This is a genomic window from Pseudomonas acericola (SeqCode) (assembly GCF_053456465.1).
The window spans coordinates 255,059-267,848 of the sequence record NZ_JBRFJB010000004.1 but is presented as its reverse complement, the minus strand read 5'-3'; the positions used below and the strand labels follow the sequence as shown (position 1 = coordinate 267,848).

13 protein-coding genes are annotated in these 12,790 nt (G+C 62.4%); 11 read left to right on the top strand and 2 right to left on the bottom strand.

Annotation, left to right across the window (positions count from 1 at the left end):
• Positions 1 to 12 precede the first annotated feature (12 nt).
• A complete protein-coding gene (rph, locus tag ACU688_RS17445; protein WP_017735760.1) occupies positions 13 to 735 on the bottom strand; it encodes a ribonuclease PH in 723 nt (240 codons plus the stop codon).
• A gap of 176 nt (positions 736 to 911) precedes the next feature.
• Here rph and ACU688_RS17440 point away from each other — a divergent pair, with 176 nt between their 5' ends.
• The 6 genes from ACU688_RS17440 (at position 912) to ACU688_RS17415 (ending at position 6,225) form a co-directional block, all read left to right on the top strand.
• Complete coding sequence (locus ACU688_RS17440; protein ID WP_448185748.1) at positions 912 to 1,775, top strand: YicC/YloC family endoribonuclease; 864 nt, start codon at positions 912 to 914, stop codon at positions 1,773 to 1,775.
• Between the two features lie 10 nt (positions 1,776 to 1,785).
• On the top strand, positions 1,786 to 2,406 hold the full coding sequence (gmk, locus tag ACU688_RS17435; RefSeq protein WP_092355860.1) for a guanylate kinase: 621 nt from the start codon (positions 1,786 to 1,788) through the stop codon (positions 2,404 to 2,406).
• 167 nt (positions 2,407 to 2,573) lie between these two features.
• Positions 2,574 to 2,837 carry a DNA-directed RNA polymerase subunit omega gene (gene rpoZ / locus ACU688_RS17430; RefSeq protein ID WP_017735757.1) on the top strand — a complete coding sequence of 88 codons (264 nt, stop codon included), beginning with the start codon at positions 2,574 to 2,576 and terminating at the stop codon, positions 2,835 to 2,837.
• A gap of 60 nt (positions 2,838 to 2,897) precedes the next feature.
• On the top strand, positions 2,898 to 5,003 hold the full coding sequence (spoT, locus tag ACU688_RS17425) for a bifunctional GTP diphosphokinase/guanosine-3',5'-bis pyrophosphate 3'-pyrophosphohydrolase (protein ID WP_017735756.1): 2,106 nt from the start codon (positions 2,898 to 2,900) through the stop codon (positions 5,001 to 5,003).
• Between the two features lie 39 nt (positions 5,004 to 5,042).
• Positions 5,043 to 5,423 carry a RidA family protein gene (locus ACU688_RS17420; protein WP_003176922.1) on the top strand — a complete coding sequence of 127 codons (381 nt, stop codon included), beginning with the start codon at positions 5,043 to 5,045 and terminating at the stop codon, positions 5,421 to 5,423.
• 58 nt (positions 5,424 to 5,481) lie between these two features.
• A complete protein-coding gene (locus tag ACU688_RS17415; protein WP_448185747.1) occupies positions 5,482 to 6,225 on the top strand; it encodes a hypothetical protein in 744 nt (247 codons plus the stop codon).
• A gap of 139 nt (positions 6,226 to 6,364) precedes the next feature.
• On the opposite strand, the gene ACU688_RS17410 is transcribed toward ACU688_RS17415, so the two are convergent.
• Entirely contained in the window at positions 6,365 to 7,216 is an 852-nt protein-coding gene (locus ACU688_RS17410) for an SDR family oxidoreductase (protein ID WP_448185746.1), read from the bottom strand.
• Positions 7,217 to 7,404: 188 nt separating this feature from the next.
• Between ACU688_RS17410 and exbB the strand changes: the two genes are divergently transcribed.
• From exbB to recG, 5 genes are all read left to right on the top strand, one after another.
• Positions 7,405 to 8,376, top strand: coding sequence for a tonB-system energizer ExbB (gene exbB / locus ACU688_RS17405; protein ID WP_448185745.1), 972 nt, complete (start codon positions 7,405 to 7,407; stop codon positions 8,374 to 8,376).
• 6 nt (positions 8,377 to 8,382) lie between these two features.
• Positions 8,383 to 8,808, top strand: a complete 426-nt coding sequence (gene exbD, locus ACU688_RS17400) for a TonB system transport protein ExbD (RefSeq protein WP_017735752.1) — start codon at positions 8,383 to 8,385, stop codon at positions 8,806 to 8,808.
• Positions 8,805 to 9,551, top strand: a complete 747-nt coding sequence (locus tag ACU688_RS17395) for a TonB family protein (protein WP_448185744.1) — start codon at positions 8,805 to 8,807, stop codon at positions 9,549 to 9,551. Before exbD ends, ACU688_RS17395 begins: the two co-directional genes overlap by 4 nt.
• A 170-nt stretch (positions 9,552 to 9,721) precedes the next feature.
• Positions 9,722 to 10,642, top strand: coding sequence for a hydrogen peroxide-inducible genes activator (locus ACU688_RS17390; RefSeq protein WP_448185743.1), 921 nt, complete (start codon positions 9,722 to 9,724; stop codon positions 10,640 to 10,642).
• Positions 10,643 to 10,650: 8 nt separating this feature from the next.
• Positions 10,651 to 12,726 carry an ATP-dependent DNA helicase RecG gene (recG, locus tag ACU688_RS17385; RefSeq protein WP_448185742.1) on the top strand — a complete coding sequence of 692 codons (2,076 nt, stop codon included), beginning with the start codon at positions 10,651 to 10,653 and terminating at the stop codon, positions 12,724 to 12,726.
• The last annotated feature ends 64 nt before the right edge of the window (positions 12,727 to 12,790 follow it).

Below are 12,790 nucleotides of genomic sequence, written 5' to 3'. Positions count from 1 at the left end.
TTGAGGCAGGTGTCAGTCAGCCAGTGCGGCGTTCTGAAGTTCGAAGATTTCGGTCATGCCTTTCTGGGCCAGGGCCAGCATGGCGTTCAGCTCGGCCGGCTGGAATGGCGCGCCTTCGGCGGTGCCCTGCACTTCGATGAAACCACCGGTGCTGGTCATTACAACGTTCAGGTCCGTCTCGGCGGCCGAGTCTTCCAGGTAGTCCAGGTCCAGCACAGGCTCGCCCTGGTACATGCCCACCGACACAGCGGCGATCATTTGCTTGAGCGGGTCACCGCCCTTCAGGCCGCCACGCTTCTTGATCACTTTCAGCGCATCGACCAGGGCCACCATGGCGCCGGTGATGGATGCGGTGCGGGTGCCGCCATCTGCCTGGATCACATCGCAATCGACGTACAGGGTCACGTCGCCCAGCTTGGACATGTCCAGGGCTGCGCGCAGGGAACGGCCGATCAGGCGCTGGATTTCCAGGGTGCGCCCGCCTTGCTTGCCACGGCTGGCTTCACGCTGGTTACGCTCGCCGGTGGCGCGCGGCAGCATGCCGTACTCGGCGGTCAGCCAACCCTGGCCCTGGCCTTTAAGGAAACGCGGCACGCCGTTTTCGACGCTGACGGTGCAGATCACCTTGGTATCGCCAAACTCGACCAGTACAGATCCCTCGGCGTGTTTGGTGTAGTTGCGGGTGATGCGGATCGAGCGGAGCTGATCGGCAACGCGACCACTGGGACGTTTCATAGGGGATACCTGTACGGAGGACGAAAAACTGCCGAGCATTATAGAGCCGTGGGCCGATTCGGGGCACTTCTAAAAATTCGGTTACGAATGGTCGCGCTGTCGCCCATTGTTTGGGCGTGCTCGCCCCACTGCGCTACAATCCTGCGCCTTCTTAACCTGCAACGCGAGGTACCTCCATGGTGCACAGCATGACCGCCTTCGCCCGCGTCGAAAAAGCCGGCGTCCAAGGCACCCTGAGCTGGGAACTGCGCTCGGTCAACAGCCGCTACCTGGAACCGCACCTGCGCCTGCCGGAATCGTTCCGCGACCTCGAAGGCGCCGTCCGTGAAGCACTGCGCCAGAGCATCTCCCGTGGCAAGCTGGAATGCACCCTGCGCTTTACCGAGGAAACCACCGGCAAAGCCTTGCAGATCGACCGCGACCGCGCCGCGCAGCTGGTCGCCGCCGCCGAAACCATCGCTGGTCTGATCAAGCAGCCTGCGGCCCTCAACCCGCTGGAAGTGCTGGCCTGGCCCGGCGTGCTGGTGGCCGATGCCACCGACCCGCAAGCCCTCAACGCCGAAGCCCTCGCCCTGTTCAACCAAGGTTTGAAGGAGCTCAAGGCCGGCCGTGAGCGCGAAGGCGCCGAACTGGCACGCCTGATCAACGAGCGCCTGACCTCTATCGAAGAAGACGTGGTGACCCTGCGCGAATTGGTGCCGCAGATGCTCGCGACCCAGCGCCAGAAGGTCCTCGACCGCTTCGCCGACATGAAGGCCGACCTCGATCCGACACGCCTGGAGCAGGAAATGGTCCTGCTGGCGCAAAAGAGCGACGTCGCCGAAGAACTCGACCGCCTGAGCACCCACATCCTTGAAGTACGCCGCGTACTCAAGTCCGCCGGTGCCGCCGGTCGGCGCCTGGACTTCCTGATGCAGGAACTCAACCGCGAAGCCAATACACTGGGTTCCAAGGCGTTTGACCCGCGCAGCACTACGGCTGCGGTCAACCTCAAAGTGTTGATCGAGCAGATGCGCGAACAAGTACAGAATATTGAGTAAGGCAACCTCCATGACCCACAGCACCGGCACCCTTTACATCATTTCCGCCCCTTCGGGCGCGGGCAAGAGCAGCCTGGTCAAGGCCCTGACCGACGCCGACGAGCAGATCCGCATCTCGGTGTCCCACACCACCCGCGCCATGCGTCCGGGTGAAGTGAACGGCGTGCACTACCACTTCGTCGAGCGCACCGAGTTCGTCAAGATGATCGAACACGGCGACTTCCTGGAGCGCGCCGAAGTCTTCGGCAACCTCTACGGCACCTCGCAAAGCCACCTGCAGCAGACCCTGGACGAAGGCCACGACCTGATCCTGGAAATCGACTGGCAGGGCGCCGAGCAAGTTCGCAAGCTGATGCCCCAGGCGCGCTCGATCTTCATCCTGCCGCCGTCTCTCGAAGCCTTGCACCAGCGCCTGACCAACCGTGGCCAGGACAGCGACGAGATTATCGAAGGCCGCATGCGTGAAGCCGTCAGCGAAATGAGCCACTACGTCGACTACGACTACCTGATCATCAACGACGATTTTTCCCACGCACTGGATGATTTGAAGGCGATTTTCCGCACCAATCAGCTCCAGCAAAAGCGCCAACAGCAGCGTTTCGGCAAATTGCTGGCTGAACTGCTCGGCTGATTGGCTCTTCCCAAAACCGCTGCAAGGGCTTTACATTGGCACTTGCAGCGGTTTTACCCAGGCTTGCGAAAAATCAGCGCTTCCCTAAACGCTGGTGATTTTTTAAACTGTTCAGTCCGCTCGCCCAACCGGGCAGCGCGCATCTTGCATCCGCTCCGAGGAATATCATGGCCCGCGTAACCGTTGAAGACTGCCTAGACCACGTGGCAAACCGCTTTGAGCTGGTCATGCTCTCTACCAAGCGTGCCCGTCAACTGGCCACTGGCGGCAAAGAGCCCCTGGTTCAGTGGGAAAACGACAAGCCTACCGTTGTGGCCCTGCGTGAAATCGCTGAAGGCCTGATGAGCTACGAGTTCATCGCCAACGCCGAAATCGTTGAAGACGAACCGCTGTTTGCAGCGTTCGAGGACGAGTCCAACGAGGCCGTCTAAGCCTATGCCTGGTCGACGTAGCACGGCGCGGGGTCAACGCATGCGGCAGGAGTCATTCCTATGCCGAGCATAGACGCCCTCGCCGATCGCTTATCGACCTACCTCGGCCCAGACCAGGTCAACCTGGTCCGCCGAGCGTATTTCTACGCCGAACAAGCCCATGACGGCCAACGCCGCCGCAGTGGCGAGGCGTATGTCACCCATCCTCTTGCGGTGGCAAATATTCTTGCCGACATGCACATGGACCATCAGAGCCTGATGGCCGCGATGCTGCATGACGTGATCGAAGACACCGGCATCGCCAAGGAAGCGCTCAGCGCGCAATTTGGCGAAACCGTGGCCGAACTGGTCGATGGGGTCAGCAAACTGACCCAGATGAACTTCGAGACCAAGGCCGAAGCCCAGGCGGAAAACTTCCAGAAGATGGCCATGGCCATGGCCCGCGATATCCGGGTGATCCTGGTCAAGCTGGCCGACCGGCTGCACAACATGCGCACGCTGGAAGTGCTGTCCGGCGAAAAACGCCGACGCATCGCCAAGGAAACCCTGGAAATCTACGCGCCCATCGCCAACCGGCTGGGCATGCATGCCATTCGTATCGAATTCGAAGACCTCGGCTTCAAGGCCATGCACCCGATGCGTTCGGCGCGCATCTACCAGGCGGTCAAGCGCGCCCGGGGCAACCGCAAGGAAATCGTCAACAAGATCGAAGAGTCCCTGAGCCATTGCCTGGCGATCGACGAGATCGAAGGCGAGGTCAGCGGCCGGCAGAAGCACATCTACGGCATCTACAAGAAGATGCGCGGCAAGCGCCGGGCCTTCAACGAGATCATGGACGTGTACGCGTTCCGGATCATCGTCGACAAGGTGGACACCTGCTACCGCGTGCTGGGCGCTGTACATAATTTGTACAAACCCCTGCCGGGCCGCTTCAAGGACTACATCGCGATTCCCAAGGCCAACGGCTATCAATCGCTGCATACCACGCTGTTCGGTATGCACGGCGTGCCGATCGAGATCCAGATCCGCACCCGCGAAATGGAAGAGATGGCCAACAACGGCATCGCCGCTCATTGGCTGTACAAGTCCAGCGGCGACGAGCAGCCAAAAGGCACCCACGCCCGCGCGCGCCAGTGGGTCAAAGGCGTGCTGGAAATGCAGCAACGTGCCGGCAACTCCCTGGAATTCATCGAAAGCGTGAAGATCGACCTGTTCCCGGACGAGGTCTACGTGTTCACGCCCAAAGGCCGGATCATGGAGCTGCCCAAAGGCTCCACAGCGGTCGATTTCGCCTACGCCGTGCACACCGACGTCGGCAACAGCTGCATTGCCTGCCGCATCAACCGGCGCCTGGCCCCGCTGTCGGAACCGCTGCAAAGCGGCTCCACGGTGGAGATCGTCAGTGCACCGGGCGCACGCCCGAACCCGGCGTGGCTCAACTTCGTGGTCACCGGCAAGGCGCGTACACATATCCGCCATGCCCTGAAACTGCAGCGCCGCTCCGAGTCCATCAGCCTGGGCGAACGCCTGCTGAACAAGGTGCTCAACGGTTTCGACAGCGCCCTCGACAAGATCCCGGCCGAGCGCGTGCAAGCGATGCTCCACGAGTACCGCCAGGAAACCATCGAAGACCTGCTGGAAGATATCGGCCTGGGCAATCGCATGGCCTACGTGGTCGCCCGCCGCCTGCTGGGCGAAGGCGAGCAACTGCCGAGCCCCGAAGGCCCGCTGGCGATTCGCGGCACCGAAGGCCTGGTGCTCAGCTACGCCAAGTGCTGCACGCCGATCCCGGGGGACCCGATTGTCGGCCACCTCTCGGCGGGCAAAGGCATGGTGGTGCACCTGGACAACTGCCGCAACATCACCGAGATCCGCCACAACCCGGAAAAATGCATCCAGCTCTCGTGGGCCAAGGATGTCACCGGCGAATTCAACGTCGAGCTGCGCGTCGAGCTGGAACACCAGCGCGGCCTGATCGCCCTGCTGGCCAGCAGCGTCAATGCGGCCGACGGCAATATCGAAAAGATCAGCATGGACGAACGCGATGGCCGCATCAGCGTGGTCCAACTGGTGGTCAGCGTGCACGACCGCGTGCACCTGGCCCGCGTGATCAAGAAGCTGCGTGCCCTGACCGGTGTGATTCGTATCACCCGTATGCGGGCGTAGCTCTTCAAATAAGCCGTTGTCTCTTACAAGGAGTCATAAATGACCAAGACTGTTATCACCAGCGACAAGGCCCCGGCCGCCATCGGCACCTACTCCCAGGCGATCAAGGCAGGCAACACCGTCTACATGTCCGGCCAGATCCCACTGGACCCAAAGACCATGGAACTGGTTGAAGGCTTCGAAGCACAGACCGTGCAAGTCTTCGAAAACCTCAAGTCCGTTGCCGAAGCTGCTGGCGGTTCGTTCAAGGACATCGTCAAGCTGAACATCTTCCTCACCGACCTGAGCCACTTCGCCAAGGTCAACGAGATCATGGGCAAGTACTTCGAACAACCTTACCCAGCCCGCGCCGCCATCGGCGTAGCCGCTCTGCCAAAGGGCGCGCAGGTTGAGATGGACGCGATTCTGGTCATCGAGTAAAACACCCGGCGCAGCCTTCCCACCGGCTGCGCCGACTCTGTTTCAGAAGGATTTCGTAATGCGCAAAGCGCTTGTAGCCTCATCGTTGCTCACCCTGCTGCTCGGCGGCTGCGCCAGCAACCCCGCCGACCTGGACGTGAGCGGCACCTGGATCAACCAGGTCGCCATCGATGCGGCAGCCAAGGGCGGCCCTTTGCGCGAAGCCCTGCAAAGCTTTGGCCCGAACCTCGAATGGCAGGTCAACACCAAGGCGGCGCAGGCGCGCTACTACAACGGTTTTGAAGTAGCGGAAGGCAAGTTGCTCGGCGAGCAATCCGGCGCCTGGAGCGTGGATTTCTACGGCAGCTCCGCCACCGAACTCAAGCGCAAAGGCAAACAACTGCTGCAAACGGCCAACGACAATGAGCCTGAACAGCTGTTCGCCCGCGCCAAAGACCCCGCCCCGGAAGGCGCACCACTGGGCGCCAACTTCGAACGGGCGCTGTATGCGGCCTACCTGGGCGGCGACTGGAAGATCACCGACGGCTTCGGCAACGGCGCCATCGTGCAGTTCCAGGCCAACGGCAAGGTCGTCGGCCTGCCGAACGCTGACCAGTACTCACTGTGCCTGGCGGGTGATTGCGCCTCCATGAGCGGCGGCTACGACAGCATCTGGCTGCAACTGAATGGCCAGGGCAATCCGTGGATTTTTGTGCGTAAGGGCGGGCAGCTGGAAATCTTCCAGGCGGTGAATACTGCGCAGGCGGATGAAGTGCCTCAGTTCACGCCCGGCCCGCGCCAATGGCTGCTGGAAAAACAATAACCAGCCTCGCGCTGATCTAAATGTGGGAGCGGGCTTGCCCGCGATAGCGGAGTACCAGTCACTGCATGTGTTTCTGATACACCGCTATCGCAGCGATGCGGCGGCCCGACAAGCCAGCTCCCACATTTTTGACCGCATTTCAGCCCTTGAGGATGGCCGCATAACCTTCCCGATAGCTCGGGTAAGTTGGCTTCCAGCCCAAGGCTTTAGCTCGCGCATTACTGCACTGCTTGCTCCCCGCACGCCGCACGCTGGCGTCATCCGCCCACTCCGTCACACCCAGATACTCACGCAACCAATCCACCACTTCGGCCAACGGCGCGGGCGCATCGTCAACGCCGATGTAGACCTTGTCCAACTGACCGCCCTGCTCCACATGCCGCAGCAAAAAGGCGAGCAAGCCCGCCGCGTCGTCCGCATGAATGCGGTTGCCATATAAAGGTGGGTCGATTGCCACGCGGTAGCCTTGGCGTACCTGGGTCAGCAACCATTCACGGCCCGGGCCGTAGATGCCGGTCAAGCGCACGATGCTCGCCGGAATGCCGCTATCGAGCGCCACTTGCTCGGCCTCCAGCATCACTTGCCCGGAATAGCCCTGTGCCTGGGTGTCGGACGATTCATCAACCCACTCACCATTCTGTTGCCCATACACGCTGCTGCTGGACACAAACAGCAGGTGTTTCGGCGCCTGGCCGTAGTCGTCCAGCCACTCCAGCACATGCTTCAAGCCCTGCACGTAAGCCGCGCGATACCCGGCTTCGTCGTGGTCCGTCGCGGCGGCGCAATACACCAGGTAATCCACCCCGCCAATCGGCCAGGTGTCCGGGCAATCCTTGTTGAACAGGTCACCGGCAATGCCGATCACCCCGTCGGGCAGGCGCGAAACATCGCGTCGCAGGCCATGAACCTCCCATTCCGAGGCCAGCAATTGGCTAGCCAGCCGACTACCCACATCGCCGCAACCGGCAATCACAACAGAAGGCGCAGACATCACAAAACTCCGTTCTCAAAGGTCTAGATTAGCCCTCACAGCTGACCGGCGGCCAGAAAAAGGACAAATAAAGTTACTGTATTACTTCTGTTAACAAGAATTACTTGCAATAATAAACACCCATTTGTCCTCGGCCCCCTGGGTCTTGATGGACGATCACCCATTTTTTCTTCTCAGGTCCGGCCAGCATGACACGTAATACAACCCCCGCTTCGCCAACCACGTCCCGCGCCTGGCGCGCGATTGCCGCGCTGTTGTTCAGCGTCCTGCTGGCTCCGACCGCAGCCTTCGCCGACGCCACCGCCCCGGCTGCTCCAGCCGCTGCTGAACACAGCACTGCCGCGCCAGCCGCTGCTCCGGCAGTTGCACCGGCCGCCACCGATCCAGCCCTGGCCGCAGATCCGGCAGCCACTGACGAAACCGGCGTCGTCCTGGAAGAAGACAACACCCTGGGCATGGCCCATGACCTGTCGCCTTGGGGCATGTACCAGAATGCTGACGTGGTCGTGAAGGCCGTGATGATCGGCCTGGCCATCGCCTCGATCATTACCTGGACCATCTGGATCGCCAAGGGCTTCGAGCTGCTGGGCGCCAAGCGTCGCCTGCGCACTGAAATCGTCCACCTGAAAAAAGCCACCACCCTCAAGGAAGCCAGCGAAAGCGCGACCAAGAAGGGCACCCTGGCCAATACCCTGGTGCACGACGCACTGGAAGAAATGCGCCTGTCGGCCAACACCCGCGAAAAAGAAGGCATCAAGGAGCGTGTGGCTTTCCGTCTTGAGCGCCTGGTGGCAGCCTGCGGCCGCAACATGAGCAGCGGCACCGGCGTGCTGGCAACCATCGGTTCCACCGCACCGTTCGTCGGCCTGTTCGGCACCGTGTGGGGCATCATGAACAGCTTCATCGGCATCGCCAAAACCCAGACCACCAACCTCGCCGTCGTTGCCCCAGGCATCGCCGAAGCCCTGCTGGCAACCGCCCTGGGCCTGGTTGCTGCGATTCCTGCGGTAGTGATCTACAACGTCTTCGCCCGTTCGATTGCCGGCTACAAAGCCCAGGTATCGGACGCGTCGGCAGAAGTCCTGCTGCTGGTCAGCCGCGACCTCGATCACCTGCCTACCGAGCGCAGCTCGCAACCGCACATGGTGAAAGTGGGGTAATCGGCCATGGGCCTGCATTTAAATCAAGGCGACGACGAACTCGTCGAGAACCACGAAATCAACGTCACGCCGTTTATCGACGTGATGCTCGTGCTGCTGATCATCTTCATGGTGGCCGCACCACTGGCAACCGTGGATATCAAGGTCGACCTGCCCGCCTCCAGCGCCAAGCCGGCGCCGCGGCCAGAGAAACCGGTGTTCCTCAGCGTCAAGGCGGACCAGCGTCTGTTCCTGGGCGAAGAAGAAGTCAAATCCGAAACCCTCGGCCAGGTGCTCGACGCCAAGACCCAGGGCAAGAAAGACACGACGATCTTCTTCCAGGCCGACAAGGGCGTGGACTACGGCGACCTGATGAGCGTGATGGATGCCCTGCGGGCAGCCGGCTACCTCAAGGTAGGCCTGGTCGGACTTGAGACGGCAGCCAAGAAATGATCACGACGCGCCACAAACTGACGCGTTATGGCACAAGCCTCGCTGTCGTGCTGGGCGTGCATGCCGTCGCGATTATCATCGCGCTTCAATGGTCCGCGCCGCACACGGTGCAGTTGCCGCCGGCTGCCATGGTCATCGACCTGGCACCGATGCCCGCGCCGCCACCTCCGGCCCCGCCGAAGGTGATCACGCCGCCGCAACCGCCAGCGCCGGTAGAAGAACTGCCATTGCCGAAACTGGCCGAAGCACCCAAGCCGACGATCCAGGTGCCCAAGCCGGTCAAGCCTAAACCGAAACCGCAGCCGCCCAAGCCGGTGGAGAAAAAGATCGAGCCACCCAAGGAGAAACCTTCCGAAGAGCCGCCGAGCGACGCTCCACCGACCAACGCACCTGCGGAGAAATCGGCCCAGCCCGTACCTGGCCCGTCGCCCCAACAGGTGGCGGCCAAGGCGTCCTGGGAAGGCACGCTGCTGGCGCACTTGCAGAAGTACAAGAAGTACCCGCCCGGCGCTCAGGCCCGTGGCAAGGAAGGCCTGAACCGCCTGCGCTTCGTGGTCGATGCTGAAGGCAACGTGCTGTCCTACGAGTTGGTGGGCCGCTCCGGCAACGCCGACCTGGACCGTGCGACCCTGGACATGATCCGTCGTGCCCAGCCACTGCCCAAGCCGCCGGCCGACATGCTCAAGGGTGGCAGCATCGAGATCGTTGCACCGTTCGTGTACAACATCGAGAAACGCCGCTAAGACAATGTGGGAGGGGGCAAACCCCTCCCACATTTGATTTCATCGCCGCATAAAGTCCCTTTCCCACAAAATCCCCGGCATTCCCCGCTCAATCCCCAACAAACTTCTGATAACGTGCGTCTATCGATTGCAGCCGTTATGCTTGGCCCGCAACCTCATGGACGCTCGCTATGACTCTTACAGAATTACGCTACATCGTGACCCTCGCCCAAGAGCAGCACTTCGGCCACGCGGCCGAGCGTTGCCATGTCAGCCAGCCGACGCTGTCGGTGGGTGTGAAAAAACTTGAAGACGAACTCGGTGTGCTGATTTTCGAGCGCAGCAAAAGCGCCGTGCGCCTCACTCCCGTGGGCGAAGGCATTGTTGCCCAGGCGCAGAAGGTGCTGGAGCAAGCGCAAAGCATTCGCGAGCTGGCCCAGGCCGGCAAGAACCAGCTGACCGCCCCACTGAAAGTCGGCGCCATCTACACCGTCGGCCCGTACCTGTTCCCGCACCTGATCCCGCAACTGCACCGCGTCGCGCCGCAGATGCCACTGTATATCGAAGAAAACTTCACCCACGTGCTGCGCGACAAACTGCGCAACGGCGAGCTGGACGCGATCATCATCGCCCTGCCGTTCCACGAGGCTGACGTGCTGACCCTGCAGCTCTACGACGAGCCGTTCCAGGTGCTGATGCCGGCCAACCACCCGTGGACGCAAAAAGCCTCCATCGACGCCGCTCTGCTCAACGACAAGAGCCTGTTGCTGCTCGGCGAAGGCCACTGCTTCCGCGACCAGGTACTGGAAGCCTGCCCGACCCTGACCAAGGGCAACGACGGCGCCAAGCACACCACCGTGGAATCCAGCTCCCTGGAAACCATCCGCCATATGGTCGCCTCCGGCCTGGGTATCTCGATCCTGCCGTTGTCGGCCGTGGACAGCCATCACTACGCCCCCGGCGTGATCGAAGTGCGCCCGCTGACGCCACCAGTGCCGTTCCGCACCGTAGCCATCGCCTGGCGCGCCAGCTTCCCACGGCCCAAAGCCATTGAGATCCTCGCCGACTCGATCCGCCTGTGCTCGGTGGCCAAGCCGCCCGTTGCGAGCTAAGCCCGCGTATGACTGAGCTGTCGCAGGTATCGGTGACGGCACTCAAGGGTGTCGGTGAAGCCATGGCCGAGAAATTGGCCAAGGTCGGCCTGGAGAACCTCCAGGACGTGCTGTTCCACCTGCCCCTGCGTTATCAGGACCGCACCCGCGTAGTGCCCATCGGCCATTTGCGCCCTGGGCAGGATGCGGTGGTCGAAGGCACCGTCAGCGGTGCCGACGTGGTGATGGGCAAGCGCCGCAGCCTGGTGGTGCGCCTGCAAGACGGCACCGGCGGCCTGAGCCTGCGCTTCTACCATTTCAGCAACGCGCAGAAGGAAGGCCTCAAGCGCGGCACCCGCGTGCGCTGCTACGGCGAAGCGCGCCCCGGTGCATCGGGCCTGGAGATCTACCACCCGGAATACCGCGCCATCACCGGCGACGAACCGCCGCCGGTGGACACCACCCTCACCCCGATCTACCCGCTCACCGAAGGCCTGACCCAGCAGCGCCTGCGCCAATTGTGCACGCAGACCCTGACCATGCTCGGCCCGAAAAGCCTGCCCGACTGGCTGCCGCTGGAGCTGGCCCGCGACTACCAACTGGCGCCGCTGGACGATGCGATCCGCTACCTGCATCACCCGCCGGCCGACGCCGATGTGGACGAGCTAGCCCTCGGTCATCACTGGGCCCAGCATCGCCTGGCCTTTGAAGAACTGCTGACGCACCAACTGTCCCAGCAACGCCTGCGCGAAAGCATGCGTTCCCTGCGCGCGCCCGCAATGCCCAAGGCCACAAAGCTGCCTGCGCAATACCTGGCCAACCTCGGCTTTGCGCCGACTGGTGCGCAGCAGCGCGTCGGCAATGAAATCGCCTACGACCTCAGCCAAAAAGAACCCATGCTGCGCCTGATCCAGGGCGACGTGGGCGCCGGCAAGACCGTAGTCGCCGCCCTCGCCGCCCTGCAAGCGCTGGAAGCCGGCTACCAAGTCGCCTTGATGGCACCCACCGAGATTCTCGCCGAGCAGCACTTCATCACCTTCAAGCGCTGGCTCGAACCCCTGGGCCTGGAAGTCGCGTGGCTGGCCGGCAAGCTCAAGGGCAAGAACCGCGTAGCCGCGCTGGAGCAGATCGCCGGCGGCGCACCGATGGTGGTGGGCACCCACGCGCTGTTCCAGGACGAAGTAAAGTTCAAGAACCTGGCCCTGGTGATCATCGACGAACAGCACCGCTTCGGCGTACAACAGCGCCTGGCCCTGCGCCAGAAAGGCGTGGGCGGACGCATGAACCCGCACCAGCTGATCATGACCGCCACGCCGATCCCACGCACCTTGGCGATGAGCGCCTACGCCGACCTCGACACCTCGATCCTCGACGAACTGCCCCCCGGCCGGACGCCAGTCAACACCGTATTGGTCACCGACACCCGCCGCGTCGAAGTGATCGAACGCGTGCGCGGCGCCTGTGCCGAAGGCCGCCAGGCGTACTGGGTGTGCACGCTGATCGAAGAGTCCGAAGAGCTGACCTGCCAGGCCGCCGAAACCACCTATGAAGACCTCACCAGCGCCCTTGGCGAGCTCAAGGTCGGGCTGATCCACGGCCGCATGAAGCCTGCGGAAAAAGCCGCGGTGATGGCCGAATTCAAGGCCGGCAACCTGCAACTGCTGGTGGCCACCACCGTGATCGAAGTCGGCGTGGACGTGCCCAACGCCAGCCTGATGATCATCGAAAACCCCGAGCGCCTGGGCCTCGCCCAACTGCACCAATTGCGCGGCCGTGTTGGCCGAGGCAGCGCCGCCAGCCATTGCGTGCTGCTGTATCACCCGCCGCTGTCACAAATCGGTCGCCAGCGCCTGGGCATCATGCGCGAAACCAACGATGGTTTTGTCATCGCCGAAAAAGACCTCGAACTGCGCGGCCCCGGCGAAATGCTCGGCACGCGCCAGACCGGCCTGCTGCAATTCAAGGTCGCCGACCTGATGCGCGACGCCGACCTGTTGCCCGCCGTGCGCGACGCCGCGCAAGCCTTGCTGGAACGCTGGCCGGAACATGTCAGCCCACTGCTGGACCGCTGGCTCCGACATGGGCAGCAATACGGCCAAGTGTGACGCCTGACTCACTTATACGACCAACAGCTGTACCAAGCTGGTTATACTCCGTTGACTGTAAGAA